Annotated in this window: 28 protein-coding genes and 1 tRNA gene; 18 read left to right on the forward strand and 11 right to left on the reverse strand. The window is 64.0% G+C overall.

Annotation, left to right across the window (positions count from 1 at the left end; genetic code table 11):
- Nucleotides 1-40: 40 nt before the first annotated feature.
- From rplS to ACP150_RS17860, 3 genes are all read left to right on the forward strand, one after another.
- The gene (gene rplS / locus ACP150_RS17850) at nucleotides 41-415 is read left to right on the forward strand and encodes a 50S ribosomal protein L19 (protein WP_424968045.1); all 375 of its coding nucleotides are present in this window, start codon (nucleotides 41-43) and stop codon (nucleotides 413-415) included.
- An 11-nt stretch (nucleotides 416-426) separates the two neighbouring features.
- Nucleotides 427-648 (forward strand): 50S ribosomal protein L31, encoded by a 222-nt coding sequence (rpmE, locus tag ACP150_RS17855; protein ID WP_424968046.1) that lies wholly within the window; start codon nucleotides 427-429, stop codon nucleotides 646-648.
- Between the two features lie 439 nt (nucleotides 649-1,087).
- Nucleotides 1,088-1,897, forward strand: coding sequence for a division plane positioning ATPase MipZ (locus ACP150_RS17860; RefSeq protein WP_424968047.1), 810 nt, complete (start codon nucleotides 1,088-1,090; stop codon nucleotides 1,895-1,897).
- Between the two features lie 92 nt (nucleotides 1,898-1,989).
- Here the strand turns inward: ACP150_RS17860 and ACP150_RS17865 are convergent, their stop codons facing one another.
- Complete coding sequence (locus ACP150_RS17865; RefSeq protein WP_424968048.1) at nucleotides 1,990-2,604, reverse strand: I78 family peptidase inhibitor; 615 nt, start codon at nucleotides 2,602-2,604, stop codon at nucleotides 1,990-1,992.
- A gap of 230 nt (nucleotides 2,605-2,834) precedes the next feature.
- On the opposite strand from ACP150_RS17865, the gene ACP150_RS17870 reads away from it, so the two are divergent.
- From ACP150_RS17870 to yidD, 7 genes are all read left to right on the forward strand, one after another.
- Nucleotides 2,835-3,566, forward strand: coding sequence for a TVP38/TMEM64 family protein (locus tag ACP150_RS17870; protein WP_424968049.1), 732 nt, complete (start codon nucleotides 2,835-2,837; stop codon nucleotides 3,564-3,566).
- Nucleotides 3,567-3,569: 3 nt separating this feature from the next.
- Nucleotides 3,570-4,982: a dihydrolipoyl dehydrogenase family protein gene (locus ACP150_RS17875; protein WP_424968050.1), complete on the forward strand. Its 1,413-nt coding sequence runs from the start codon at nucleotides 3,570-3,572 to the stop codon at nucleotides 4,980-4,982.
- Between the two features lie 84 nt (nucleotides 4,983-5,066).
- The gene (locus ACP150_RS17880) at nucleotides 5,067-6,422 is read left to right on the forward strand and encodes a sensor histidine kinase (protein ID WP_424968111.1); all 1,356 of its coding nucleotides are present in this window, start codon (nucleotides 5,067-5,069) and stop codon (nucleotides 6,420-6,422) included.
- 51 nt (nucleotides 6,423-6,473) lie between these two features.
- Nucleotides 6,474-6,550, forward strand: a tRNA-Arg gene (locus ACP150_RS17885).
- Nucleotides 6,551-6,706: 156 nt separating this feature from the next.
- Nucleotides 6,707-6,841: a 50S ribosomal protein L34 gene (rpmH, locus tag ACP150_RS17890; protein WP_012177012.1), complete on the forward strand. Its 135-nt coding sequence runs from the start codon at nucleotides 6,707-6,709 to the stop codon at nucleotides 6,839-6,841.
- A 23-nt stretch (nucleotides 6,842-6,864) separates the two neighbouring features.
- On the forward strand, nucleotides 6,865-7,329 hold the full coding sequence (rnpA, locus tag ACP150_RS17895; RefSeq protein ID WP_424968051.1) for a ribonuclease P protein component: 465 nt from the start codon (nucleotides 6,865-6,867) through the stop codon (nucleotides 7,327-7,329).
- Complete coding sequence (yidD, locus tag ACP150_RS17900) at nucleotides 7,326-7,547, forward strand: membrane protein insertion efficiency factor YidD (protein ID WP_424968052.1); 222 nt, start codon at nucleotides 7,326-7,328, stop codon at nucleotides 7,545-7,547. The genes rnpA and yidD overlap by 4 nt, the downstream gene beginning before the upstream one ends.
- 63 nt (nucleotides 7,548-7,610) lie before the next feature.
- Here yidD and ACP150_RS17905 read toward each other — a convergent pair whose 3' ends face one another.
- A complete protein-coding gene (locus tag ACP150_RS17905) occupies nucleotides 7,611-8,135 on the reverse strand; it encodes a DUF3833 domain-containing protein (RefSeq protein ID WP_424968053.1) in 525 nt (174 codons plus the stop codon).
- A 107-nt stretch (nucleotides 8,136-8,242) separates the two neighbouring features.
- On the opposite strand from ACP150_RS17905, the gene ttcA reads away from it, so the two are divergent.
- The 5 genes from ttcA (at nucleotide 8,243) to yihA (ending at nucleotide 14,097) form a co-directional block, all read left to right on the forward strand.
- The gene (gene ttcA, locus ACP150_RS17910; protein ID WP_424968054.1) at nucleotides 8,243-9,127 is read left to right on the forward strand and encodes a tRNA 2-thiocytidine(32) synthetase TtcA; all 885 of its coding nucleotides are present in this window, start codon (nucleotides 8,243-8,245) and stop codon (nucleotides 9,125-9,127) included.
- A 168-nt stretch (nucleotides 9,128-9,295) separates the two neighbouring features.
- On the forward strand, nucleotides 9,296-10,747 hold the full coding sequence (locus tag ACP150_RS17915) for a putative bifunctional diguanylate cyclase/phosphodiesterase (RefSeq protein WP_424968055.1): 1,452 nt from the start codon (nucleotides 9,296-9,298) through the stop codon (nucleotides 10,745-10,747).
- Between the two features lie 133 nt (nucleotides 10,748-10,880).
- Nucleotides 10,881-12,701, forward strand: coding sequence for a membrane protein insertase YidC (gene yidC / locus ACP150_RS17920; RefSeq protein ID WP_424968056.1), 1,821 nt, complete (start codon nucleotides 10,881-10,883; stop codon nucleotides 12,699-12,701).
- On the forward strand, nucleotides 12,698-13,447 hold the full coding sequence (locus tag ACP150_RS17925; protein WP_424968057.1) for an MOSC domain-containing protein: 750 nt from the start codon (nucleotides 12,698-12,700) through the stop codon (nucleotides 13,445-13,447). The genes yidC and ACP150_RS17925 overlap by 4 nt, the downstream gene beginning before the upstream one ends.
- Nucleotides 13,444-14,097: a ribosome biogenesis GTP-binding protein YihA/YsxC gene (gene yihA / locus ACP150_RS17930; RefSeq protein ID WP_424968058.1), complete on the forward strand. Its 654-nt coding sequence runs from the start codon at nucleotides 13,444-13,446 to the stop codon at nucleotides 14,095-14,097. The genes ACP150_RS17925 and yihA overlap by 4 nt, the downstream gene beginning before the upstream one ends.
- A gap of 49 nt (nucleotides 14,098-14,146) precedes the next feature.
- On the opposite strand, the gene ACP150_RS17935 is transcribed toward yihA, so the two are convergent.
- Nucleotides 14,147-14,878, reverse strand: coding sequence for an SDR family NAD(P)-dependent oxidoreductase (locus ACP150_RS17935; protein ID WP_424968059.1), 732 nt, complete (start codon nucleotides 14,876-14,878; stop codon nucleotides 14,147-14,149).
- Nucleotides 14,879-14,963: 85 nt separating this feature from the next.
- Here ACP150_RS17935 and argB point away from each other — a divergent pair, with 85 nt between their 5' ends.
- The 3 genes from argB to ACP150_RS17950 are packed head-to-tail and all read left to right on the forward strand — an operon-like array spanning nucleotide 14,964 to nucleotide 16,991.
- Nucleotides 14,964-15,827 carry an acetylglutamate kinase gene (gene argB / locus ACP150_RS17940; protein WP_424968060.1) on the forward strand — a complete coding sequence of 288 codons (864 nt, stop codon included), beginning with the start codon at nucleotides 14,964-14,966 and terminating at the stop codon, nucleotides 15,825-15,827.
- On the forward strand, nucleotides 15,820-16,494 hold the full coding sequence (locus tag ACP150_RS17945; protein WP_424968061.1) for a ferredoxin: 675 nt from the start codon (nucleotides 15,820-15,822) through the stop codon (nucleotides 16,492-16,494). The genes argB and ACP150_RS17945 overlap by 8 nt, the downstream gene beginning before the upstream one ends.
- A complete protein-coding gene (locus tag ACP150_RS17950) occupies nucleotides 16,491-16,991 on the forward strand; it encodes a SixA phosphatase family protein (protein WP_424968062.1) in 501 nt (166 codons plus the stop codon). Before ACP150_RS17945 ends, ACP150_RS17950 begins: the two co-directional genes overlap by 4 nt.
- Nucleotides 16,992-17,036: 45 nt before the next feature.
- On the opposite strand, the gene ACP150_RS17955 is transcribed toward ACP150_RS17950, so the two are convergent.
- The 8 genes from ACP150_RS17955 to crcB all read right to left on the reverse strand — a co-directional run bounded on the left by ACP150_RS17955 (nucleotide 17,037) and on the right by crcB (nucleotide 24,653).
- Nucleotides 17,037-17,807 carry an amino acid ABC transporter ATP-binding protein gene (locus ACP150_RS17955; protein ID WP_424968063.1) on the reverse strand — a complete coding sequence of 257 codons (771 nt, stop codon included), beginning with the start codon at nucleotides 17,805-17,807 and terminating at the stop codon, nucleotides 17,037-17,039.
- Nucleotides 17,808-17,828: 21 nt separating this feature from the next.
- Nucleotides 17,829-19,127 carry an amino acid ABC transporter permease gene (locus tag ACP150_RS17960; protein WP_424968064.1) on the reverse strand — a complete coding sequence of 433 codons (1,299 nt, stop codon included), beginning with the start codon at nucleotides 19,125-19,127 and terminating at the stop codon, nucleotides 17,829-17,831.
- Between the two features lies 1 nt (nucleotide 19,128).
- Nucleotides 19,129-20,364 (reverse strand): amino acid ABC transporter permease, encoded by a 1,236-nt coding sequence (locus ACP150_RS17965; RefSeq protein WP_424968065.1) that lies wholly within the window; start codon nucleotides 20,362-20,364, stop codon nucleotides 19,129-19,131.
- Between the two features lie 121 nt (nucleotides 20,365-20,485).
- Nucleotides 20,486-21,502, reverse strand: a complete 1,017-nt coding sequence (locus tag ACP150_RS17970) for an amino acid ABC transporter substrate-binding protein (RefSeq protein ID WP_424968066.1) — start codon at nucleotides 21,500-21,502, stop codon at nucleotides 20,486-20,488.
- A 331-nt stretch (nucleotides 21,503-21,833) separates the two neighbouring features.
- Nucleotides 21,834-22,556, reverse strand: coding sequence for an ATP12 family chaperone protein (locus ACP150_RS17975; RefSeq protein WP_424968067.1), 723 nt, complete (start codon nucleotides 22,554-22,556; stop codon nucleotides 21,834-21,836).
- Nucleotides 22,553-23,233: an HAD-IA family hydrolase gene (locus ACP150_RS17980; protein WP_424968068.1), complete on the reverse strand. Its 681-nt coding sequence runs from the start codon at nucleotides 23,231-23,233 to the stop codon at nucleotides 22,553-22,555. Before ACP150_RS17980 ends, ACP150_RS17975 begins: the two co-directional genes overlap by 4 nt.
- Nucleotides 23,230-24,276, reverse strand: coding sequence for an RluA family pseudouridine synthase (locus ACP150_RS17985; protein ID WP_424968069.1), 1,047 nt, complete (start codon nucleotides 24,274-24,276; stop codon nucleotides 23,230-23,232). The genes ACP150_RS17980 and ACP150_RS17985 overlap by 4 nt, the downstream gene beginning before the upstream one ends.
- Nucleotides 24,273-24,653 (reverse strand): fluoride efflux transporter CrcB, encoded by a 381-nt coding sequence (gene crcB / locus ACP150_RS17990; protein WP_424968070.1) that lies wholly within the window; start codon nucleotides 24,651-24,653, stop codon nucleotides 24,273-24,275. Before crcB ends, ACP150_RS17985 begins: the two co-directional genes overlap by 4 nt.
- Nucleotides 24,654-24,677: the final 24 nt, after the last annotated feature.

Genomic DNA, 24,677 nt, shown 5'->3' on the forward strand with positions numbered 1-24,677 from the left:
ACGTCGCGGAACAACCGCGCATATAGAGGAGTCAGGGCCCATGAACCTGATTGCACAGCTGGAAGCCGAGCAGATCGAAGCGCTCGGCAAAGACATTCCGGATTTCAAGGCCGGCGACACCCTCCGGGTCGGCTACAAAGTGACCGAGGGCACCCGCTCCCGTGTTCAGAACTACGAAGGCGTCTGCATCGCCCGCAAAGGCGGCGACGGCATCGCAGCGTCCTTCACCGTCCGCAAGATCAGCTTCGGCGAAGGTGTGGAGCGTGTGTTCCCCCTGCACTCGACCAATATCGACAGCATCACCGTGGTGCGTCGCGGTAAGGTCCGTCGCGCCAAGCTGTACTACCTGCGCGCCCGTCGCGGGAAGTCTGCCCGTATCGCCGAGCAGACCAACTACAAGCCGAAATCGAACTGAGGGCCGTAGAGATGAAAAAAGATACCCATCCCGAGTACCACATCATCGACGTCAAGATGACCGACGGCACCGTGGTGCAGATGCGCTCCACCTGGGGCAACGAGGGCGACCAGCTGGCGCTGGACATCGACCCCTCCGTGCACCCGGCCTGGACCGGCGGCAGCTCGCGCCTGCTGGACACCGGCGGCCGCGTGTCGAAGTTCAAGAAGAAATACGAAGGCCTCGGCTTCTGAGCCCAGCCTCTTTGACAAGACCAAAGGCGCGCCTTCGGGAGCGCCTTTTTTGTTGCGCCGCGCCTGGTCCGTCGCCCGGCTTGCAGCTTCGCCCCGCTCACTGGCGGTCGGGGCCGCGCAATGCGCGTGGCGCCCCCGGTGAAGGTTGGGCCCGCGCGGATGGCTGTTGGACTTGAGGGGCCGAACGGCCCCGCCGGCTTTCTTGCGAAAGACTGAGCGCAATACCGGCACGGCGGACCCTGCCAGCTGCGACAACCGCAATTTCGACTCAAACCGGCGGGCATTAACCAAAAAGCAAAACGCGCCATGGCATGACTTTGGCCAATGACGCCGCACTTGGCGGATTGTCGCCGTTTTGGGATTCCAAACCGGGAAGCAGCTGAATACTGTGCGCGCAATCCGGCGGGGCACGGGTCACGTCGAGAAGAAGGGTCGCGCAGTGGCACATATCATCGTCTTCGGCAACGAAAAGGGCGGCTCGGGCAAATCGAGCACCTGTATGCATGTGGCCACCGCGCTCGCACGTATGGGGCATCGGGTGGGCGGGGTTGATCTCGACCTGCGCCAGCGGAGCTTTGGCCGTTATCTCGAGAACCGCGCCGCCACCTGCGAGCGCGAGGAAATCGTTCTGCCGCTTCCGACCCTGATCGAGCTGCCGCAGATCGATCAGGCCAGCCTGCCCGAGGGCGAGAATATCTGGGACTACCGGCTGAGTGCTGCGGTGTCCTCGCTCGAGGAGGAGTGTGATTTCGTCGTGATCGACTGTCCCGGCTCCCATACGCGGCTGAGCCAGGTGGCTCATTCGCTGGCCGATACTCTGATCACGCCGCTGAACGATTCCTATGTGGATTTCGACATGCTCGCGCGGATCGATCCGACGAGTAACAAGGTGCTTGGCCCGTCGGTCTATTCCGAGATGGTCTGGAGCGCGCGGCAATTGCGCGCCCGCGCGGGCCTGCCGCCGATTGACTGGATCGTGCTCCGCAACCGGCTGGGCACCCAATACATGCACAACAAGAAGAAGATCGGCGATGCCCTGCAGGATCTGAGCAAGCGGATCGGCTGCCGCGTCGCGCCGGGCTTTTCCGAGCGCGTGATCTTTCGCGAGCTGTTTCCCCGGGGCCTGACCCTGTTGGATCTGCGCGATATCGGCATCGCTCAGCTGAACATGTCGAACGTGGCCGCCCGGCAGGAATTGCGGGATCTCATTACCGCGCTGAACCTGCCCGGGGTCGAGGTCGACTTCTGAGAGGCGCGCCCGCGCGGATCACGCAGCACCGCCAAGCTGTGCTGCGCTGGAGCGCCCCGCGCGAAGGGAGCGCTCGGCAACACAGCCACCCGTCAGCCGCAGGACAGGTTCGTCACGTCGTTCCAGGGATCGATCCGGATGTTCAGCCGGTCCGGACGGAAATCCATGGTGACAGGGCCGAAATAGATCACCCGCACGCTTCCTGCCCCACGCGGCACCAAAGTGGAGTTGGGGTCAATCGGCTGACCGATCAGGCCTTCATTGTCCCAGGCCCCGCAGGTATCGGCATCGCGCGGCGTGGTCACGCCCCAGGTCTCGGGGTCGGGCTGGAGGGCCTTGCGGATCCAGAACCGCTCCCCCTCCCGGCGCAGACGCTCCTGGTCCTTGGGCTCCAACTCGTCGCCATAGACGCCGTTGCGCGCCTCAAACGCGTCCATCAGGGCGCGCAGGGCGGGCGGCAAGGGGGGACCTTCCATCGCCGAGGCATTGACCGGTCCGAGCTTGAGGTACCGGCCCAGCGCGTCGAGGCCCCGTTCGGTCGCAGGGCCGACCACCCCATCCACCGGGCCCGGAACGAACCCGTAGAAATTGAGCGCCGTCTGAATGTCGAACACATCCTCCCGCAGCCCCGACTGCGCCTCGGCGCTCCCCGGAGGCACCAGTGCCAGCAAACTCACCCAAAGCCCGACCACAAAAGCGCGCAGCATTCCAAAGCTCCTTATCTCTCTCCGCCCCACCCTAGCCGCAGCGCAGCACCGGGGTCCATCCTGTAACAAAGCCCATATTCCCCCCGCCGCCTGTTACAGTTTCCCGCCCTTTTGCAACGAAAGCCCCCGTGCCGATCACCCGAGATCAAGCGGGCGTGATCGCCCTAACGCAGCCGCGCATTCAGGCGCAAATCATGGGACAACAGCCCCATAGCCAAAGGAACCCCGGGATGTCGACCATGGAAGAAAACCGCAAATCCGCTCTGCCCCGCTGGGTGCCGCTGGCTGGGATCGCCGCCATCGCCGCGATCGGGGCCTTTACCCTCAAGGACACGCTGAGCTTTCAGGCCCTGGCCGACAATCGCGAGGCGCTGATCGCCTTTCGCGACGCCAATCTGGTCCTGACCATCGCGGCCTATATGGCCATCTACATCGCCGTGGTGGCCTTCTCGCTGCCCGGCGCGACCATCGCGACGCTGGCGGGTGGGTTCCTCTTCGGGCTGACCACGGGGACGGTCCTGACGGTGTTCGCGGCCACGATCGGTGCCACGATCATCTTTCTCGCCGCCCGCTGGGGGCTGGGTGAGAAGCTCGCCGCGAAGATGGACGCCTCCTCGGGCAACGTGAAGAAGATCAAGGAGGGCCTGGCCGAAAACGAGCTGAGCGTGCTCTTCCTGATGCGGCTCGTGCCCGCGATCCCGTTCTTTGTGGCCAACCTTCTGCCGGCGCTCGTGGGCGTGAAACTGCGCAACTTCCTGCTGACCACCTTCTTCGGGATCATCCCCGGCACCGCCGTCTACACCTGGGTCGGCGCAGGTCTGGGCGAGGTCTTTGCCCGCGGCGAGACCCCGAACCTCGGCATCATCTTCGAGCCCCATATCCTCGGCCCCATTCTCGGCCTCTCGGCGCTCGCCCTTCTCCCCATCATCCTCAAGCAATTCCGCAAGACCAAAGGCGCCTGATCCATGACCAACCGTATTGAAACCGATATCTGCGTGATTGGCGCGGGCTCTGGCGGGCTGTCCGTCGCGGCGGGCGCGGTCCAGATGGGCGCAAAGGTCGTCCTGATCGAAGGCCACCTGATGGGCGGCGACTGCCTGAACTTCGGCTGTGTCCCCTCCAAAGCGCTGATCGCTGCAGGCAAGCAGGCACATCTGGTGCGCAAGGGCGGCTTTGGCGTCGCCCCGGCCGAGCCCGAGATCGACTATGCCGCCGCCAAGGACCATGTGCGCAGCGTGATCGACACCATCGCCCCGGTGGACAGCCAGGAGCGGTTCGAGGGCCTCGGCTGCACCGTGATCCGCGACTACGCCAAGTTCATCTCGGAAACCGAGGTGCAGGCGGGCGATACGGTGATCAAAGCGCGCCGCTTCGTGATCGCCACCGGCTCACGTCCCTTCGTGCCACCGATCCCCGGTGTCGAGGACGTGCCCTATTTCACCAATGAGACGATCTTCGATCTGCGCGAGAAGCCGGACCATTTGATCGTCATCGGTGGCGGCCCGATCGGGATGGAAATGGCCCAGGCCCATGTGCGCCTTGGCTGCAAGGTCACCGTGCTCGAAGGCGCCAAGGCGCTCGGCAAGGACGACCCGGAGCTGGCCGCCATTGCCCTCGAGCGTCTGCGCGGCGAAGGCATCGAGATCATCGAAGGCGCACAGGCCTCCAAGATCTCGGGCAGTGACGGCGCTATCACGGTCGAGACCGCCGATGGCCAGTCGGTGACCGGCACCCATCTGCTGATGGCGGTGGGCCGGACGCCCAACCTCGACAAGCTGAACCTCGAAGCGGCGAAGATCGAGTATGATCGTCGCGGACTCAAGGTCGATGCCTCGCTGCGCACCACGAACAAGCGCGTCTATGGCGCGGGCGATGTGGCCGGACCGCTGCAATTCACCCATGTGGCCGGTTACCATGCGGGCATCTTGATCCGTCAGATCGCGCTCGGCTTGCCTGCCAAAACCCGCGACGACCATGTGCCCTGGGCCACCTACACGGATCCGGAGATCGCGCAGGTCGGCCTGACCGAGGCGCAGGCCCGGGAAAAACATGGCGATGCGCTGGAAGTGGCCCGGTTCGAATATGACGAGAACGACCGTGCGATTGCCTCGGGCAAGACCACCGGCCTGATCAAGGTCATGATCGTGAAAGGCCGCCCCATCGGAGCGTCGATCGTCGGCGCCGAGGCAGGCGAGCTGATCGGGCTCTGGGCATATGCCATCGCCAACAAGCACAAGATGGGGGCCGTCGCGAACATGATCGCGCCCTATCCGACGCTGGGTGAGATCAACAAGCGCGCCGCCGGGGCCTATTTCAGCCCCCGCCTGTTCGAAAGTGATCTCGTCAAGCGCATCGTGCGCATTGTCCAGAAGTTCTGACAGGCTTATGTCGGGATCGAGAAAGGAGCGACTGATTTGAACTCGCTATCCGGACGCTTTCTGATCCTGACCGTCATCTTCGTGATGCTGGCCGAGGTGCTCATCTTCGTGCCCTCGGTCGCGCGCTTCCGCGAAGACTATCTGCTGGACCGGCTGGAGCGGGCGCAGATTGCCTCGCTGGCCCTTTTGGCCACACCCGATGACATGGTCGCCCCCGAACTCGAGGCGGAGTTGCTGGAAAACGCCGAGGTTCTCAACGTCGTGCTGCGGCGGGATGAGGTGCGGCAGCTGATTCTCTCGGTTCCGATGCCGGGGGAGATCTATGGCACCTACGATCTCCGGGATCCCTCGGCCTTCGAGTTGATCCGCGATGCGATGTGGAACCTCACCATGACCGAGGATCAGGTGATCCGCGTGATCGGCACGCCGGTGCGCGGGGCGGGCGAGGTGATCGAGGTGACGATGCCCACGGCCCCCCTGCGGGCGGCCCTCATCGATTACGGGATCCGGATCCTGATCCTGTCGGCGGTGATCTCGATCTTCACGGCCGCACTGCTTTTCCTGGCGGTGCGCCGGTTCCTCGTGAAACCCATGCGGCGGGTGGTCGATCACATGACGGCCTATGCAGAAGCACCCGAGGATGCGCGCCGGATCATCGCGCCCGATGCCGGGGTGACCGAGTTGCGCGATGCCGAAGACGCCCTGAATTCCTTGCAGACCCAGCTGACCACGGCCCTGAAGCAGAAGGACCGTCTGGCTCAGCTTGGCGGGGCGGTGGCCAAGATCAGTCATGACCTGCGCAATATCCTGACGGTGGCGCAGCTCCTGGCGGACCGGATGGAGCGGTCGGAGGACCCGACCGTGCAACGCGCCGCGCCCAAGCTCGTCCGCTCGATCAGCCGCGCGGTCAATCTCTGCGAGGGGACGCTGGCCTTCGGCAAGGCGGAGGAGTTGCCTCCGACGCTCTCGCGGTTCAATCTCGGTCCGCTGATCGATGACGTCATCGATAGCGAGACGCTGGCCTGTACCGGCGACGCGGTGACGCTTGTCTCCGAAGTACCGCCTGCGCTGGCGATCCGCGCCGATAGCGAGCAGCTTTATCGGGTGATCTCCAATCTGGTGCGCAATGCCCGGCAGGCGATCGAGGCGACCGGTCAGCCGGGACAGATCTGCGTGGCCGCCCGCGAGGAAGACGCCGAATGGATCATCTGCATCCGCGATACCGGGCCCGGCCTGCCGCCACGGGCGCGCGAGAACCTGTTCACGGCGTTTCAGGGCGGGGTGCGCAAGGGCGGAACCGGGCTGGGTCTCGTGATTGCCGCCGAGCTCGTGCGTGGCCATGGCGGCGCGCTGGAACTGGTGCAGACCGATGCCGAGGGCACCGAATTCGCCCTGCGCCTGCCGCGCAGCTCGGCCATTCTTGACGCGGCTGCAGAATAACGAAAAACCCGCTTGCAATGACCGGGGACGGGCGTTAGTGACCTCCCTCACGGACCGATAGCTCAGCTGGATAGAGTACTTGACTACGAATCAAGGGGTCGGGGGTTCGAATCCTCCTCGGTCCGCCACTCCCCCCTCAAGGCGCTGTGTGACACAGCCTGCAGGGGCGGGGAAAACGCCGGAAACGCGTTGACTCAAATGGCCCGTGCGCCTAAACGACGGGCTCTGTAGATTTTCTGGCACGCGCGCCATCCGGGCGGCGGGTCAACCGAAGGAGAAAAGCGATGAAGCGCACGTTCCAACCGTCGAACCTGGTTCGCAAGCGTCGTCACGGGTTTCGCGCGCGCATGGCCACCAAGGCCGGCCGCAAGATCCTGAACGCCCGTCGTGCTCGCGGCCGCAAGTCGCTGAGCGCCTGAGCCCTGCCGCTGGCCTTCGGGCTATGACGACAGAGCGCTCGCCCTCCGAGCCCGGTGCCGCGCAGGCACCCGCACCGCCGCCCGCGACGTCGCAGGCGGCACTTGTCGTTTTGACCAAGCGTGCGGATTTTCTCGCCGCCGCCCGGGCCCGGCGTCAAGCCGCCCCTGCCTTTCTGCTACAGGCGCGACGGCGCGCCGAGGACATGTCCTCGGCGCAGACCCGCATCGGGTTCACCTGTTCCAAGAAGGTTGGCAACGCGGTCGCCCGCAATCGCGCCAAACGCCGCCTGCGCGAGATCGCGCGGCTTGAGCTGCCGACCCATGGCAAGCCGGGCTGGGACTATGTTTTGATCGGACGCAAGGAGGCCACCGCCTCCCGTGATTTCGCGGCCCTGCGCGCCGATCTGGTCGCGGCACTCGCGCGCATTCATGCCCCGGGCAAACCGCGCGGGCCCGGTGGCCAGCGGTCCAAGGCCCCGCGCGCATGAGCCCGCTGGCGTTCCTTCTGTCGCTTCCCGTGCGCGCCTATCGCGCGGTGTTTTCCCCCTGGGTTGGGTACAATTGCCGCTATGACCCCACCTGTTCGGCCTATGCCATGGAGGCGCTGCGCAAGCATGGCGGGATGAAGGGAGGTTGGCTGGCCCTGCGCCGTGTCCTGCGATGCCACCCCTGGGGCGGGATGGGCGTGGATGACGTGCCGGACTGAGCCGGTCCCGGGCCTGCCGCCGGTGCGGTGATCCGCCTCTCGGTGGTGTCCGCCCCCCTATGATCAGAGCTTTTCGAAGGTGATGATCACGTCCCCGACATAGACCCCTGCTCGGGTCATGTAAGCGCGGTTGAGCAGCCGATCCTCCGAGAGCAGCCACATCCAGTCATCGAAGGCAAATCGCGTGGTCGTGCCATCGCCGAGTGGCAGGTCGATGGTATACACCCAATTGAACGTATCCCCCCGCTCCACCCCCGTCGCAGTGCCGATCACGCCGGGGGCCGTCCCCTCCCAGCTTTGCGCACCCGTCTTGGTCAGGGTCCAGATCCGCTGCTCGGTGCTGGCATCCTCATAGACGAAATCCTCGACCAGGCGCAGGGTCTGACCATCCCAGTGGCCCGTGATCTCGACCTCGAAACGCCGTCGAACCGTGCCCAACACGTCCTGAAACTGGCCATAGGCGATGAGATCGCCCGAGAAGAAGTCTTCGAGATTGAGCTGCCTGTCGCTCAGGGCCGGATCCTCGAGCGCTGGTTTGCCCGTGCAGGCCGCCAACAGTAAAACCACTCCGATCAGAAATGCGCGCATGTGATCCCCCTTGGGCCAGAGCTAAGTCCCTCCCCCCGCCGGGCAAGCGATTGACGCCGGGGGGTGCGCTCGCCTATGCCCTCCGGGACCCCTGAAGGATGCCCGATATGCTCGACGAGACCGAGATCCATCCGCTGTTTCACGGCGCGCCCAGCAGCACGGAATTCAAGAAGCTGCGCAAGCGGATCATCCGCAACACGCGCGAAGCGATCGAGCAATACGGGATGATCGAGCCCAGCGCACGGGATGGCGCCAAGCCGCGTTGGCTGGTCTGCCTGTCCGGTGGCAAGGACAGCTACACGCTGTTGGCCGCGCTCCACGAGTTGCAATGGCGCGGGCTGCTGCCGGTGGACATCCTTGCCTGCAACCTCGACCAGGGCCAGCCCGGCTTCCCGGCCACGGTACTGCCGGCCTTTCTGGAGCAGATGGGCGTGCCGCACCGGATCGAGTACCAGGACACTTATTCCATCGTGATGGACAAGGTCCCGGAAGGCCGGACCTATTGCGCGCTCTGCTCACGGCTGCGCCGCGGGAACCTCTATCGCATCGCACGGGAGGAAGGCTGTTCGGCCGTGGTACTGGGGCACCACCGGGACGACATTCTCGAGACATTTTTCATGAATCTTTTTCATGGCGGTCGTCTGGCCACGATGCCGCCGAAACTGCGCAACGAGGAAGGGGATCTCTTCGTCTATCGACCGCTCGCCCATGTGGCCGAAGCCGATTGCGAGAAATTCGCGCGCGCGATGAATTATCCCATTATTCCCTGCGACTTGTGCGGCAGCCAGGACGGGCTGCAACGGCAGCAGGTCAAGGCAATCCTCGACGGGTGGGAGGCCAACAGCCCCGGGCGCCGGCAGGTCATGTTCAAGGCCCTGACCAATATCCGGCCGTCTCACATGTTGGACCCGAAACTCTTCGACTTCGCCAATCTGTCTCTGGATGCCGAAGGGTTTTCGGAAAATTCGAAACAGAAGGAAACCGGGCCTTAACGGCTTGGCGATGGACGGAACATAGCTTCATTCGCAGCGAGCGGCACAAGGCCGTGCGCGCAAGAAGAGGCATGTGTTTTGGTTTCGCGTCTTTTGGACACTTTGAAGAACACTGGTCGGCAGCTGCTCCGCGATCCGGCCTTACTTGTTGGGTTTATTCCTCTTTTTGTGGCGATTTCCTATTCGACAAGGGATATTCGCTGGCTGGTCGGGGCCAGCACACTCATTCCGTTCGTCGTTCTGGCCTTTCGCGCGATGGATGTCGTGACCTCGCCCAAGGGCGGGCGCGACGCGCTGACGGGTCTGCCGAGCCGAGCGGCCCTGCTGGATATCGTGGACCGGTATTTCGCGACACCCGGGGCGAGCACGCGGACGGCCGCCTGCCTCGTGATCGACATCGATGAGTTTCATTCCTTCAACGAAAGATGGGGGCGGGATGCGGGTGACGAAGTGCTCCGCCAGACCGCCCAACGCCTGCGCAGCGCGGTGCGCGAGGATGACATGGTTGTCCGGCTGGACGCGGATGCCTACGCGCTCTTCCTCGCCCCGTCCCAAGGCATGACGCTCGATTCGATTCTGTCCATTGGCGACCGGATCCAGCGCGCATTGAGCGAACCGGTGGTGGTCCATGGCACGACCGCCTATGTCAGCGCCTCGGTCGGGATTGCGCTGGCCAGCAAATCGCCCGAACCCACCGCCGCGAGCCTGCTGGTGGCGGCGGAGCGCGCCATGGTCGAAGCCAGGTCCCATGGCGCAGGGGCGCTGCGTCTCTTTTCCTCGGAAATGCAGACCGAGATTCGCGCGAGCCACGAACTGGCCGAGGATGTGGCCAAAGCGCTGGAGAATGGCGAGATTGTTGCTTGGTTCCAACCGCAGGTTTCCACCGAAACCGGGCAGGTTACGGGGTTCGAGGCCTTGGCCCGGTGGGAGCATCCGACCCGCGGCACCGTCTCCCCGGCGGAATTCCTCCCTGCGATCGAGGCCACCGGCCGCACTGAACGGCTGAGCGAAGTTATGCTGTACCAGGGCCTCAAGGCGCTGGTGGCTTGGGAGCGGGGCGGTTTCGCCATTCCGAACATCGGGGTGAATTTTGCGGGGATGGAGCTGCGGAATCCCCATCTGATCGACAAGGTGAAGTGGGAGCTCGACCGCTTTGGCCTGACGGCGGATCGTCTGGCGGTCGAGATTCTGGAATCGGTGATCTCGCAAACCGAAGACGACATTATCCTGCGCAATATCAGCGCCTTGGGCGAATTGGGCTGTGGCATCGATCTGGATGATTTCGGGACAGGCCACGCCTCGATCAGCTCGATCAAGCAGTTCCGGATCAACCGGATCAAGATCGACCGCTCGTTCGTGACCCATGTGGACAAGGATGGCGAGCAACAGCGCATGGTGGCGGCGATCCTCACCATGGCGCAGCAACTGGGGCTCGACGCCCTTGCCGAAGGGGTCGAGACGATTGGCGAACATTCCTTGCTCGGCCAGTTGGGCTGTCATCATGTGCAGGGCTACGGCATTGCCCGCCCCATGCCCTTCGAAGACACCTTTGCGTGGCTCGAGTCCCATAACGCCAAGCTTGCCCCGCCCCCCCGGATCGAGCGTCAGCAGGGCCATTGAGCCCTGAATACCCCGCGCGACGCCCTTGCGTGGCAATGCCACGGATAAGGCCAGTTTCGGGAAAATGACTTGACCTTCCACTGCCTTCTCGGTTGAACCCACCTATTCCGAGATTAACAGGTGTGGGTCCCAGATGGACGATCAGAATAAGAACCTCATTCTTGCCACGGCTCTCAGCTTTCTGGTGATCCTGGTCTGGTTCCTCGTCTTTCCTCCGGAAGAGCCCGTGTCCGATCCGAATTCCCCGGCCCAGGTTTCCGAACAGGCCACTGGCGGGGATGTCGCCCTGACCCCGCCCGCAGCGGTCACCGAGGCGGCCCCGGGTGCCGCACCGCAGGCTGCAACTGCCAGCACAAGCGACGCGCCGCGCCTGCCGATCGAGACGCCCGCGGTCGAAGGGTCGATCTCGCTGCTTGGCGGCCGCATCGATGATCTCAGCCTCAAAGGGTATAACGAAACGCTCGAGCCGGATTCGCCCATCGTGCGCCTGTTGTCGCCCGTCGACCAGCCCGGCGCCTATTATGCGCTCTATGGTTGGGCCCCTGCAGGAGCGCTGTCCTTTGACGACGTGCCCGGCGCGAACACTGTCTGGTCGGTGGAGAGCGGTGAGACCCTCTCGGTCAACAGTCCCGTGACCCTGCGCTGGGACAGCCCCTCGGGCCTGATTTTCCGTCGTGTCATCGCGATTGATGAGGACTTCATGTTCTCCATCACGCAAAGCGTCGAGAACCCCACGGAAACCAGCCAGCGGATGCAGCCCTACGGCATCATCGCACGCCATGGCGAACCCGAGACCGTGAATTTCTTCGTTCTGCACGAGGGCGTCGTGGCCATGGCCGATGGCGGCCTGATCGAATCCGACTATGACGACATGCTGGATTACGATTTCGTCGAGCGCGAAGGCGCGCGCGCCGAAGTCACCCAGATCGAGCAAAACGGCTGGATCGGCTTTACCGACAAGAACTGGATGACGACGCTCATCCCGACACCGGGGCAAGCCTTCACCTCGGTCGCGAAATACGTGGGCAGCGCGGACATTTACCAGACCGAAACCCGGCTGGCGACGCAAAGCGTGGCGGCGGGCCAGACGATCACGGTCGAGTCCCATCTCTTCGCAGGTGCGAAGGAATGGGAGGCCATCCGGGGTTACGAGAAGACCCTTGGCATCGAGGGCTTCATCGACAGCATCGACTGGGGCTGGTTCTACTTCCTGACCAAGCCGATCTTCTTCGTGCTGCACGAACTCAACCTGCTGATCGGCAATATGGGTGTCGCGATCATCGTGCTGACTCTGCTGATCAAGGCGCTCCTGCTCCCGCTGGCCTGGAAATCCTATGTCTCCATGGCCCGCATGAAAGAGCTTCAGCCGCAAATGGAGAAGCTCAAGGAGAAAGCCGGGGATGACCGTCAGAAGCTCCAGGTTGCGATGATGGAACTCTACAAGAAGGAAAAGGTGAACCCCGCCGCGGGCTGCCTGCCTATCCTGCTGCAGATCCCGATCTTCTTCTCGCTCTACAAGGTGATCTTCGTCACGATCGAGCTGCGCCACGCGCCGTTCTTCGGCCCCTTCCAGGATTTGTCCGCACCGGACCCGACCTCGCTGATGAACCTCTTCGGCCTCTTGCCGAACGCAGCGCCCGAGCCCGGCTCGATCCTCGCACTGATCTTCATCGGCATTCTGCCGCTGCTGCTCGGAATCTCCATGTGGCTGCAGCAGAAGCTGAACCCGGCACCCACCGACCCGACACAGGCGATGATCTTTGCCTGGCTGCCTTGGGTGTTCATGTTCATGCTCGGCACCTTCGCCAGCGGCCTGATCGTCTACTGGATCGCCAACAACGTGATCACCTTCAGCCAGCAGTATTTCATCATGCGGCGCCACGGCTACAAACCTGACGTCTTTGGCAACATCACCGCGAGCTTCAAGAAAAAGAAGCAGACGGAGGATAAGTGACCGGCACCATCGCCGACATCTGGCGCCACCCGATCAAATCGCACGGGGTTGAGGCGCTGAAACAAGCCGGGCTGGAGGTTGGCAAGACCCTGCCCGGCGACCGTCTTTGGGCGGTCCAGCACGAAGCTGCGAAGCTCGATGGCCCGGGATGGGCCTCTTGCGCAAACTTCTTGCGCGTGGCCAAGGCTCCCGCACTCGCAGCCCTGCGGGCGCGGCTCCATACGGATGGGCAAACCGTCACGCTCACCCACCCGGAGCGTCCGGATCTGACCTTCAAACCGGATCAGGACGCGGCGATGTTCCTCGACTGGATCGCACCGCTGTGCCCCGCGAACCGCGCGCAGCCCGTGGGGCTCGTCCGCAATGACGATCGTGGATACACGGATTCCCCGGAACCGACTGTCAGTCTCTGCAACTATGCCTCGCACCGCGCGGTTGCCCAGAAACTGGGCCATGACATCTCGCCCCTGCGTTGGCGGGGGAACATCTGGCTGGACGGCCTCGGCCCTTGGGAAGAATTCGAATGGATCGGTCGCACCCTGCGCATCGGCACCGCCGAGCTTGAAGTGATCGACCGGATCGAACGGTGCACCGCCACCATGGCCAATCCCGAGACCGGGCTGCGTGACGCAGACACGCTGGCCGCCCTGCGCGAAGGTTGGGGACATCAGGATTTCGCCGTCTACGGCGTCGTCAAAACCCCGGGCGAGATCGCAATCGGCGCGCCCTGCGAGGTTATCACGTGACCAGTCTTCCCTTCCCGCTGACGCCCGAGCCCGATGCAGCGCGCCTCGAGGCGGGCCGCAAGCTCTTTGCCGGCGACGTCACCTTCCTCAAAGGCGTGGTGGCGATGAACGGACTGCCCCCCGCGGACCGGTTGGAGGTCTGCTTTGCCGGGCGCTCCAATGTGGGCAAATCCTCCCTGATCAACGCCCTGACCGGGCGCAAGGCACTGGCCCGCACCTCAAACACCCCGGGCCGCACCCAGGAGATCAACTATTTCTGCCTCGGCACGGACCGCTACCTCGTGGACGTTCCCGGCTATGGCTTCGCCGAGGCCCCGGTGGCCGTGGTCGCGAAATGGCAAGCCCTGCTGAAAGCCTATCTCACCGGGCGCCAAACCCTGCGCCGTGCCTTCGTGCTGGTCGATGCGCGCCATGGAATCAAGGCCGTCGACCACGAGATCATGGCCCTTCTGGATACCGCCGCCGTGACATTCCAGGTCGTGCTCACCAAGGCCGACAAGATCAAGGTGAACGAACAGGACCGCGTCCTCGATCAGGTTCGCAAGGGCCTCGCCGAACACCCGGCCGCCTTTCCGGAGCTCTTGCTCACCAGTTCCGCCAAGGGCGATGGCATCGCGACACTGCGCGCGCTGATCGCCGGATTGGTCTGACTTAAGTCTCTAAATATCCCGGGGGTTTGGGGGCTGGCCCCCAAAGACGCTAGACGTGCTGCCCGCCATTGACCTCGATTTCGGTCCCCGAGATGTAGCTCCCGGGTTCCGAGCAGAGGAAATAGATCGCCGCCGCCACCTCCGAAGGCTGCCCCAACCGCCGCAAGGGCAGTTTTTCGACGATTTTCTCCGTCCCCGGCGACAGGATTGAGGTCTCCACCTCTCCCGGTGCGATGGCGTTCACCCGCACACCAAGCGGCCCGAAATCATGAGCCATTTCCCGGGTCAGCGCCGCCAATGCGGCCTTCGAAGTCGCATAAGCCGCCCCGGCAAAGGGATGCACCCGCGTTCCGGCGATCGAGGTGACATTCACCACCGCCCCGCCCGCAGCGGCAAGCTCGGTTTGCAAGCCACGCGCCAGGACAACGGACGCAAAGAAATTCACGTGGAACACCTGCCCCCAGGTGCGCAGATCCGTCTCCAGCGTGTTCAACCGCGCGCCGCCCTCCCCCTTGGGCGAGATCCCGGCATTGTTCACCAGCGCATCCAGCTTGCCGTCAAGCTTGCCCCGGATCGTCTCGATGGCTTCGATGGTGTTCTTCGGGTCCGCCAGATCGAGCTGGATATGGTTGTCCTCCCCACCCGGCCAGGGGCAGCGCGCATCGAAGGGTTGGCGCGAGCAGGTCAGCACGCGCCAGCCCGCGGCGGAGAACGCCTTGACCGTGGCGTGCCCGATACCCCGGCTTGCACCGGTCAGAACAAGTGTACGCTGACGACTCATGCGGAGGACCCTTTCCCGCCAACCCTACGCCTTGGCAGGCGGGCGTGAAACAGGTAACAGGCAGCACCACCAAGACAGAGCCAAGATGAAAACGAGATCGATGAAAAGCGACTGGATCGCCACCGCGCGCACCCTCTCCGAAGCCGTGCCGTTCCTGCGGCGCTATGACGACGCGATCGTCGTGGTGAAGTTCGGCGGCCATGCCATGGGGGATGCCGAGGCGCTGGCAAGCTTTGCCCGCGACATCGTTCTGATGCGGCAGGTCGGGGTGAACCCGGTGATCGTCCATGGCGGCGGTCCGATGATCAACGACATGCTGGCCAAGCTCAACATCAAATCCGAATTCGTCAAAGGCAAGCGCGTCACCGATGCGGCCACGGTCGAAGTGGTCGAGATGGTGCTCTCGGGCCTCGTGAACAAGCGGCTGGTGCAGGCCATCAACGGCGAGGGTGGCCGCGCCATCGGGCTTAGCGGCAAGGATGCCAACCTGATCGTCTGCGACCCGGCGGACCCCGCGCTCGGCTTTGTCGGCGACCCGGTCGAGGTGACGCCGGACACACTGTTGCAGCTTGTCCGCTCCGAGATCATCCCGGTCATCGCGCCCATCGGCACGGGCCGCGAGGGCGAGACCTATAACATCAATGGCGACACAGCGGCGGGCGCGATTGCCGCCGCGCTTAAGGCGGACCGACTCTTGCTGCTGACCGATGTGGCGGGTGTGAAGGATGCCGACGGCAAGGTCGTCACCGAGCTGACCGTCGAGCATATCGCCGAGATGACCGAGAGCGGCGTGATCGCCGGCGGCATGATCCCCAAGACCGAGACCTGCGTCGCTGCGGTCAAGGGCGGGGTCCGCGCAGCGGTGATCCTCGACGGGCGCGCGCCCAATGCTTGCCTGCTGGAGCTCTTTACCGAGCATGGCGCGGGCTCGATGATCCGAAGTGGCTGACACGCTCTCCTATGCCGCGCTGGAGGCTGACGCGGCAGCGCGGCAGCTTGCGATTTTTGGTGCATGGCATCCGGACGGGGATCCGGATGTGCCCGATGGCACCCGAACCATGCTCCTTCTTGGTCCGCGAGAGCCCGGCTTCTGGGCTCATCTGCAGACCACGCCCGAGTTTGCCGATGGCGCGTCCGATCCGCTGGATCGCTGGTCGCGGCGGGTGATCGGGCAATGGGCCTGCGATCTGGGCAACCGGACCAAGGCGCTCTTTCCGTTCGGCGGACCACCCTGGCGCCCCTTCATCCGCTGGGCACAGGAGAGCGGGCGCGCCCATGTCTCGCCCGTGGGGCTCTTGGTGCATGACGCGGCGGGGTTGATGATCAGCTACCGGGGTGCGCTGGCCCTGCGCGCGCGGATCGAGCTGCCCCCGCCACCGCGCAACCCTTGTGAGAGCTGCACGCACCAGCCCTGCCGCCGCGCCTGCCCCGTCAGCGCGCTCGCGCCCACGGCCTATGATGTGCCGCTGTGCAAATCCTTTCTGGACACACCCGCCGGTCTGGATTGTCATGGACGGGGCTGCGCGGTGCGCCGCGCCTGTCCGATCAGCAAGACCTATGGCCGCGCCGAGGCGCAATCGGCCTTTCACATGAACAGCTTTCACAGACGCCCATGAAAACACTTCTTCTTCTACGTCATGCCAAGTCGAGCTGGGCCGAGCCCGGGCGCGACGACCATAGCCGCCCCCTGAACGGGCGTGGCCGGCGCGGAGCAGAGGCGCTGGGGCGCTGGATCACCGAAGAGGGCCTGACGCCCGATGAAGTGCTCTGTTCCGACGCCACGCGCACGCAGGAAACCTGGCGCAGGTTGGGGCTGGACGGCGAGGCAACGCTGCGCCCGACGCTCTACCACGCGGGCCCTGCCATGCTGATGCAGACGGTGCAGGAGGCCACAGGCGCGCAGGTGCTGGTCATCGCCCATAACCCGGGGATTGCCGAGTTCGCCGGCCAGATGGCCCGGGTGGCACCGGATCACCACCGCTTTGCCCAATATCCCACTTGCGCGCTGACGGTCCTGCAGTTCGAGATCGATGACTGGGCCGCGCTGGCCCCCGGCACCGGAGAAGTCCGCGCCTTCGTCATCCCGGCGGATCTGGGTGTGACCCGGACATGACAAAGCCCCGGGGAACCCCGGGGCCTTGCCGCAATGGAACGAAGCTCAGTGACCGAGGATCTGGCTGAGGAACAGCTTGGTCCGGTCGCTTTGCGGGTTGTTGAAGAACTCTTCGGGCTCATTCTGTTCCACGATCTGACCCGCATCCATGAAGATCACCCGGTTCGCCACCTGACGGGCAAAGCCCATCTCGTGGGTCACGCAGAGCATGGTCATCCCCTCTTCGGCGAGCTCGATCATCGTGTCGAGCACCTCCTTGATCATCTCCGGATCGAGGGCCGAGGTGGGCTCGTCAAAGAGCATGATCCGCGGCTTCATGCAGAGCGAGCGGGCGATCGCCACACGCTGCTGCTGACCACCGGACAGCTGGCCGGGATATTTGTTCGCCTGATCCGGGATCTTGACCTTTTCCAGGAAATGCATGGCCGTCTCCTCGGCCTCTTTCTTGGGGGTCTTGCGCACCCAGATCGGGGCGAGCGTGCAGTTCTCGAGGATTGTCAGATGCGGAAAGAGGTTGAAGTGCTGAAAGCACATGCCCACCTCCGACCGGATCGTGTCGATATTCTTGAGATCCGAGGACAGCAAGGTGCCGTCCACGGTGATCGAGCCGGCCTGATGCTCTTCCAGCGCGTTGATGCAGCGGATCAGCGTCGATTTCCCCGAGCCCGAAGGCCCGCAGATCACGATCCGCTCGCCCCGGTACACGGTCAGGTCGATGTCGCGCAGCACGTGGAATTGCCCGTACCACTTGTTCATCTTGTCGATTTCAATCGCCACCTCCGAAGAGATGGTCATTGTCGGGGCTTGGTCAGTCATAGCCATTTTCGTGCCCTTTCCTTAACGATGTCCGGTTTGAAGCTGCCGCTCCAACCATTGCGAGTATTGCGAGATGCCGTAGCAGAAGACGAAGAACAGCAGGGCGGCAAAGCCCAGAAGCTCCCAGTAGACGCCGAACCATTCCGTTGTGGACAGGATCGGACCCTGAATCATCCCCAGCATGTCGAACATCGAGATGATCGAAACGAGGGTCGTATCCTTGAACAGGCCAATCGCGATGTTCACGATAGAGGGGATCGAGATCTTCAGCGCTTGCGGCAGGATGATCAGGCGCATGGATTGCCAGTAGTCGAGGCCAAGGCTGTCGCCCGCCTCGTACTGTCCCCGCGGTAGGGCTGCGAGACCGCCCCGGATCGCCTCGGCGATATAGGCCGCGGCAAAGAGCGTGATCATGATGATCACCCGCAGCACCAGATCGAAATTCGTGCCCGGAGGCAGGAAGTAGGCCAGCATCACCGACGCCACGAACAAGAGCGTGATCAACGGCACGCCCCGGATGAACTCGATGAAGACCACGCAGATGCCCTTGATGATCGGCAGGTTCGACTGCCGTCCAAGCGCAAGCGCGATCCCCAGTGGCAGCGACAGCACGATGCCCGAGGTTCCGAGGATGAAGTTGATCATGAACCCGCCGATGAACCGGCTTTCCACCGGTGTCAGCGACAGCGACACAATAGAGGCAAAGACCCCGCTCAGCAGGGGCGCGATGAAGATCCAGAAGACCACCGTCGCAACAAGCGACGCGACGATCCCACCGAAAAAGGAGCGCCCTTCCAGAGCCCGGAACACGAAGTACCCGACGACCACCCCGACCAGCGCAAAAACCGACACCCAGAGCGACCCGCCCCAGATCAGCCAATAGGCGATGAAGGGGAAGAGGCCGGTGAACCACAGAAGCTTCCGGGGCAGCATGATGAACAGCACCGGAGCCAGCGCGATGAAGAGGCCGATAAAGGCCAGAACCGCGCGCCAGTATTCATCCGCCGGGTAGTTGCCAAAGATCAGCTGCGGCCAGCGTTCGGTGATGACCGCAAAGCAGCCCCCGATCTTGCCCTGCAACTGCTCGCGGCAATCCCGGATGGACTCGGCATCCCAGACCCCGTTGAAGAGCCATGGCAGGATGATCGAGGACAGCCAGTAGATAAACAGGATCGTCAGCACCGTCAGGATCGTGGACGGGATCGAGTAGAACAGGTTGCTGCGCAACCAACCGACCACCCCCACTTCCGTGGCGGGCGGCGCACTCGGCTGGATCTGCGTCGTGCGGACGAAGGCGACATTTGAGTTTGCTTTGCTCATCTCAACGCTCCTTCAGCTTCACGGCGTTGTTGTAGACGTTCATCAGCGCTGAGATGCTCAGAGAGATCAGCAGATAGAACAGCATGAGCAACAGCACGCATTCAAAAGATCGCCCGGTCTGGTTCAGGGTCACACCCCCGAGGGTCCCGGTCAGATCCATGTAGCCAATGGCCGCCGCGAGCGACGAGTTCTTGGTCAGGTTGAGATACTGCGAGATCAGCGGCGGGATGATCACCCGCAGCGCCTGCGGCAGCACGATCAGGTTCATGATCCGGCCCGGGCGCATGCCCAGCGCGGCTGCGGCCTCTGTCTGCCCCTTCGAGACCGCGAGGATCCCTGCCCGCACGTTCTCGGCGATGAAGGCCCCCGTATAGAGCGCCAGACCGAACCAGAGCGCGATCAGCGTGCCCTTGATGTTGATCCCGCCCCGGAAGTTGAAGCCGCCAAGCTCGGGGTAGTCCAGACCGATGGGACGGCCCATGATGAAGAACATCAGCAGCGTCGGCAGGATCAGGATCGCCAGCGAGATGCGCCCGGTGGGCAGCAGCTGGCCGGTGTTGAAGAGCAGGTTGCGCGCATAACGCCGGAAAAGGAACACGCCGATGACCGACAAGAGGAAGGTCGCGACGACAATGCCCGAGCCCGGGTTCCAGACCGGCGCGGGCACATAGACACCGCGGTTGGTGAAGGCGACGCTGTCCCACAGGATCATCGCGGCCTCGGCGTCCTCGCCCCGGAAATCCCGCGGTTGCGGCAGGGCCTGGCTCATCACGGCCGAAACGATGACGATCCAGATCAGGACCGGAATGTTGCGGAAGATTTCGACGTAGAACGACATCACCTTCGCCACGAGCCAGTTCTGCGACAGGCGCAGAACACCGACCACGACGCCCAGGATGGTCGCGGTGACACAGCCGAGGAAAGCCACCAGCAGCGTGTTGAACAGGCCAACAAAGGCCGCCCGCATATGGGTGTCGGTCGAGGTATAGGGGATCAGCTTCTGGTCGATCTCGTAGCTGGCCGCTTGCCCGAGGAAATCGAAATTGATGTCCTGACCCAGGGCGGCAAGGTTCTGGATTGCGTTGCTCACCAGCCAGCCGATGCCGAGCACCAGCGCGCAGGTTGCCAGAAACTGAAAGGTGTACCCCCGATATCGGGTGTCGTTGATCAGCATGCCAAGCTGGAAGGATTGGCCGGGGGGTCCGCTATTGGGTGGCGGATCGCTGTAAGTCGTCATCTGAGGCCCCTGGAGCATCGCAAGGTTCTGTTTTGCACGTCGTTTCGCGTGCCGCCTTGCTGTTATGATTGCCTAAAATAAAAAGGGCGCAGGAAACCCTGCGCCCGATCTTTACGAGTGTTTACCGGAAGGGCGGTGCGTAGAGCAGGCCACCTTCGGTCCACTGAGCGTTCAGCCCGCGGGCCAGACCGATCGGCGTGTTCTCACCGATATGGGTCTCGAAGATCTCACCGTAGTTGCCACCGGCCATGATGACGTTCTTGGCCCAGTCGGCAGAGAGGCCGAGCTGCTCGCCCAGGTTGCCCTCGGTGCCCAGCAGACGGTTGATCTCGGGGTTGTCGGTGCCTGCGGACAGTTCGGCGACATTTGCCGAGGTCACGCCAAGCTCTTCGGCTGCAATCAGCGCGTTGAGCGACCAGCGCACGATGTCGCCCCACTCATTGTCGCCGTGACGCACGAGCGGACCGAGCGGCTCTTTCGAGATGATCTCGGGCAGAACCACATGCTCGCCCGGGTTCTCGAAGGCAGCACGGGTGGCCGCAAGACCGGAAGCGTCCGTGGTGTAGACGTCACAGGCCCCTGCGAGGTACTGCTGCTGTGCTTCGGAGGCGGTCGAAATCGGCACCGGCTCGAAGGAGATGTTGTTCGCACGGAAGAAGTCCGCGAGGTTCAGCTCGGTTGTGGTGCCTTTCTGGATGCACACGGTCGCGCCGTCCAGTTCGGTCGCCGAGGACACGCCCAGCTCCTTGGGCACCATGAAGCCCTGACCGTCATAGTAGTTGATGCCGCTGAATTCGAGCTTTAGGTCAACGTCACGGGAGAAGGTCCATGTGGTGTTCCGGGCCAACATGTCGATCTCACCGGAGTTCAGAACCTCGAACCGCACCTGGTTGGTGACCGGGTTGAAATTCACGGCAGCCGGGTCGCCAAAGACAGCGGCAGCCACGGCGCGGCACACGGCCACGTCAAAACCCTGCCAGTCGCCATTCGCATCCTGAGACGCAAAGCCAACCAGACCGGTGCTGATACCGCAGTTGACGGCGCCACGCGCCTTGACCTCTTCCAGCGTGTCCGCAGCAGCACCACTGGCCGCGAGCCCCGCGACAGCCAAAGCGCTAAAGAGTACGGTTTTTTTCATTTTTTCCTCATCCTGATGGGACGCTGAGCAAGGCAGCGCCTTTGACCTTTGCGGTCAGTTTTAACGTTACGGAAGGGAACACCCCTCCCACCAGCGTCACAAATTGGGCATCTTCCCAAAATAACGTCAAGAGTGGGCTGAAACATTCCCCTGGGGCCTATGCTAGGGCGATTGCGCACCGGGGAAATGCCCAGAAATTACGCGGCTGCACTCAAAAGGGCCGCATACTGGGGACAAATATCCGTAAAAGCAGAGCTTTTTGGTGGGGATTAGGCGCGACAAAAGCCGTTTGGAAATCGGTGCTGCGCACCCGCCCTGGGGGAGACGGGCGTCAGGCGTCCGGTTGACGTTGCGACAGGTCGAAAATTTCTTTGGCGCGCAGGTAGTCTGTCCGCTTCAGGGAAACAAGCTCGGCCTCTTCCTCGTCCTCGCCCCATTGTTCGATCTGCCAATTCTCATCGATTCGCGACAGATCGAACCCCTCTTCCGCCGTCAGCCGCCCCCGCGCGACGGCCAGACCGAGCACCAGCGAACCGGAGATCGCGATCAGATCATGGAGCCCCGTCAACGCAAAGGGGGCGTAGCTGTGCACCGCCGCAGAGAGCCTGGCGAGAGCCTCCGGCGACTGGTCCACGGGCACGATCCCGGCCGTCACCTGCAAGCGCGCGCCATAGGTCTCGGACGCCCAGTCCAGAAGCGGGTCCCAGCCCGCCGCCTGCCGCGTGCGCAAGCCCTCCGGGTCGGTCGCGCGGTAGCACAGCAGATCGGTGCCGCCATAGGCCGCCAGCATGTCCGCCACCTCGACCCGCTGCACCGTCACCTTGTCGAGCGCCGCATTGGCCGCGCGGGTGAAAGGCATGGTCTTGGGATCGATCAGCTCGTCTTGCGCCTGCCACTCGGCGGCGATCTTCTGCGCGAAGGCCTCGGTCGGCACGACGAGCCGGGTCTTGAGCGGCGTCTTCACGCTGCGCCCGTCCAGTTGCACCTCATACCCCTCGCCGCAGGCCAGCACCGCGGCATCGGTCCAGAACCGTTTCGGAGCCCAACTGCTCATGTCATCCTCCAGATCGTGTTAAGCGCAGGCAGCAGCGCGCCGAATTCCGGCAGCACATCGACCGCGCCATGGTCGCGCAGGGTGGCCGCCGGGTGGTAGCCCCAGCTGACCCCCAGCGAAGACAACCCCGCCGCGCGGCCCATCTCCATGTCGAAACTCGTATCGCCCAGCATGACGCCCGCCTCCGCCGCGACGCCGGTCTCGGACAGCACCTGCCAGAGCATCGAGGGATGGGGCTTGGACGGGTGATCATCCGCCACCTGGGTCGAGATGAAAAAGGGGCGCAAGGCATGCGCGTCGAGCAGATGTTCCAACCCGCGCCGGGACTTGCCCGTGGCCACGGCGAGCAGGACGTCCTCCTGCTGCGCCAGCGCCTCCAGCGCCGCGCGCGCCCCGGGATACAGCGGGGAGGCCACCTCCGCCCCGCCCTGTGTGCGGCGGGTGAAATAGGCCTCCTTATAGGCGGCAACGAGCCGGGTCTGCACGTCCTCGGGCTCGGCCGGGACAAGCACCGCCATGGCCTGGGGCAGGGACAGGCCAATGATGCCCAGCACCGCCGCCCGGTCGGGCGGGGTCAGGCCGAGCGCTGCAAAGGCGTCCTGCATGGCCTGATGGATCTGGCCCTGGCTGTCCACCAGCGTCCCGTCCACATCGAACACCACCAGCCGCAGGCTCATTCAAGCTCCTCGAACGGATCCACCGGCACGTCGCGCGCGTCCCAGCCCAGCGCGTCCCACGTGCGGGTCATATGGGGCGAGAGCGGCGCAGTCAGAGACAGCCGCGCGCCGGTCACCGGATGGGTGAGGCTCAGGTGCCGGGCATGCAGGTGCAGCTTCTTGGACATCTCGCCGCCCAGTTGCGCGCCCCAGCCATCGCCAAGGTTTTCCTGCCCGGAACCGCCATATTTGCCATCGCCGATGATCGGATGCCCCAGCTCGGCCATATGCGCCCTGAGCTGGTGGGTCCGCCCGGTGACAGGCACCAGCGCGCACCAGGACACCCGCCGCCCCAGCGCCGAGAGGACCGCGTAATCGGTCGTGGCGCGCTTGGCGTCCGGATGGGCCGCCATCTGGCGAGGGTCGATGCAGAGCATCTTCTCGCCCTCGCCATGCCGGCCATGCCCCGGGGCCTTGACCAGCGCGTAACGGATCGTGCCCATCTGCGGATGGGGCACCCCGGCCACTGCCGCCCAATAGATCTTGCGCGTCTCGCGCGCCCGGAACGCCGCCGTCAGCGCCGCCGCACTCCGCCGGGTCCGTGCCATGAGCAGAACCCCGGACGTGTCCTTGTCGAGCCGATGCACCAGGCGCGGCGGATCCTCGAACCCGAAGCACAGCGCATCGGACATGCCGTCCAGATGCCGGTCCTGCCCTGAACCACCCTGAACGGGCAGCCCGGCGGGCTTGTTCAGCGCAAGGATATGGTCGTCGCGATACAGGACGGCCTTTTGCAGCATCTCAACATCGGCCTCCGAGACCTTGGGCCGCGCGGGACGGGCGGTGATGTCGCCCGGCTCCGGCAAGGGCGGGATGCGCACGGACTGGCCGGTCTGGACCCGCGTGGCGGGCTTCACCCGCCCGCCATCCACGCGCAGCTCGCCCTTGCGGCACATCTTCTCGATCCGGCCCTGCCCCACATGGGGAAACCGCCGTCGCAGCCAGCGATCGAGCCGCTGATCGCCCTCATCAGGCTCCACCACCAGGGTTTGCACACCACTCATGTCAGCACCGCCCGGGCCACGGTCAGCCCCGCAAAGAGCCCGCCCACCGAGAGGCAGACCGAAGCCAGAACATAAATCGCGGCATGGCTCATCTGGCCGCGCTCGATCAGGGTCACCGTTTCCAGCGAGAAGGCCGAGAAGGTCGTGAACCCGCCCAGAAGCCCGGTCATCACCAGCGGGGACAGATGTGTCAGCCCCTTATGGGCCGCCAGCACCACGAACACCCCCATGATGAAGGAGCCCACGATATTGGCGGACATCACGGCGACGGGAATGGCCGTGGGCCCTGTCATCCGCAGGATCCACACCCCGAGCAGCCAGCGGCAGCTGGCCCCGACCGCGCCCCCAAGGGCGACCTGTGCAAGCGTTGGTATCATGGGCGTTCTGTCCGCGCTGTGGCG

Source organism: Dinoroseobacter sp. S375, from assembly GCF_049800775.1.
Lineage (GTDB): Bacteria > Pseudomonadota > Alphaproteobacteria > Rhodobacterales > Rhodobacteraceae > Dinoroseobacter.

Excerpts from the sequence above, each read along its gene's own strand:
- ACP150_RS17965 (WP_424968065.1), bottom strand. The coding sequence starts at position 20,364 with ATGACGACTTACAGCGATCCGCCACCCAATAGCGGACCCCCCGGCCAA.
- ttcA (WP_424968054.1), top strand. The coding sequence starts at position 8,243 with ATGCTCGACGAGACCGAGATCCATCCGCTGTTTCACGGCGCGCCCAGC.
- rplS (WP_424968045.1), top strand. The coding sequence starts at position 41 with ATGAACCTGATTGCACAGCTGGAAGCCGAGCAGATCGAAGCGCTCGGC.
- argB (WP_424968060.1), top strand. The coding sequence starts at position 14,964 with ATGAAAACGAGATCGATGAAAAGCGACTGGATCGCCACCGCGCGCACC.
- ACP150_RS17875 (WP_424968050.1), top strand. The coding sequence starts at position 3,570 with ATGACCAACCGTATTGAAACCGATATCTGCGTGATTGGCGCGGGCTCT.
- ACP150_RS17955 (WP_424968063.1), bottom strand. The coding sequence starts at position 17,807 with ATGACTGACCAAGCCCCGACAATGACCATCTCTTCGGAGGTGGCGATT.
- yidD (WP_424968052.1), top strand. The coding sequence starts at position 7,326 with ATGAGCCCGCTGGCGTTCCTTCTGTCGCTTCCCGTGCGCGCCTATCGC.
- ACP150_RS17950 (WP_424968062.1), top strand. The coding sequence starts at position 16,491 with ATGAAAACACTTCTTCTTCTACGTCATGCCAAGTCGAGCTGGGCCGAG.
- ACP150_RS17865 (WP_424968048.1), bottom strand. The coding sequence starts at position 2,604 with ATGCTGCGCGCTTTTGTGGTCGGGCTTTGGGTGAGTTTGCTGGCACTG.
- ACP150_RS17975 (WP_424968067.1), bottom strand. The coding sequence starts at position 22,556 with ATGAGCAGTTGGGCTCCGAAACGGTTCTGGACCGATGCCGCGGTGCTG.
- ACP150_RS17960 (WP_424968064.1), bottom strand. The coding sequence starts at position 19,127 with ATGAGCAAAGCAAACTCAAATGTCGCCTTCGTCCGCACGACGCAGATC.
- rpmE (WP_424968046.1), top strand. The coding sequence starts at position 427 with ATGAAAAAAGATACCCATCCCGAGTACCACATCATCGACGTCAAGATG.
- ACP150_RS17905 (WP_424968053.1), bottom strand. The coding sequence starts at position 8,135 with ATGCGCGCATTTCTGATCGGAGTGGTTTTACTGTTGGCGGCCTGCACG.
- rnpA (WP_424968051.1), top strand. The coding sequence starts at position 6,865 with ATGACGACAGAGCGCTCGCCCTCCGAGCCCGGTGCCGCGCAGGCACCC.
- rpmH (WP_012177012.1), top strand. The coding sequence starts at position 6,707 with ATGAAGCGCACGTTCCAACCGTCGAACCTGGTTCGCAAGCGTCGTCAC.
- ACP150_RS17935 (WP_424968059.1), bottom strand. The coding sequence starts at position 14,878 with ATGAGTCGTCAGCGTACACTTGTTCTGACCGGTGCAAGCCGGGGTATC.
- ACP150_RS17980 (WP_424968068.1), bottom strand. The coding sequence starts at position 23,233 with ATGAGCCTGCGGCTGGTGGTGTTCGATGTGGACGGGACGCTGGTGGAC.
- ACP150_RS17870 (WP_424968049.1), top strand. The coding sequence starts at position 2,835 with ATGTCGACCATGGAAGAAAACCGCAAATCCGCTCTGCCCCGCTGGGTG.
- ACP150_RS17985 (WP_424968069.1), bottom strand. The coding sequence starts at position 24,276 with ATGAGTGGTGTGCAAACCCTGGTGGTGGAGCCTGATGAGGGCGATCAG.
- ACP150_RS17970 (WP_424968066.1), bottom strand. The coding sequence starts at position 21,502 with ATGAAAAAAACCGTACTCTTTAGCGCTTTGGCTGTCGCGGGGCTCGCG.
- yidC (WP_424968056.1), top strand. The coding sequence starts at position 10,881 with ATGGACGATCAGAATAAGAACCTCATTCTTGCCACGGCTCTCAGCTTT.
- ACP150_RS17880 (WP_424968111.1), top strand. The coding sequence starts at position 5,067 with ATGCTGGCCGAGGTGCTCATCTTCGTGCCCTCGGTCGCGCGCTTCCGC.
- crcB (WP_424968070.1), bottom strand. The coding sequence starts at position 24,653 with ATGATACCAACGCTTGCACAGGTCGCCCTTGGGGGCGCGGTCGGGGCC.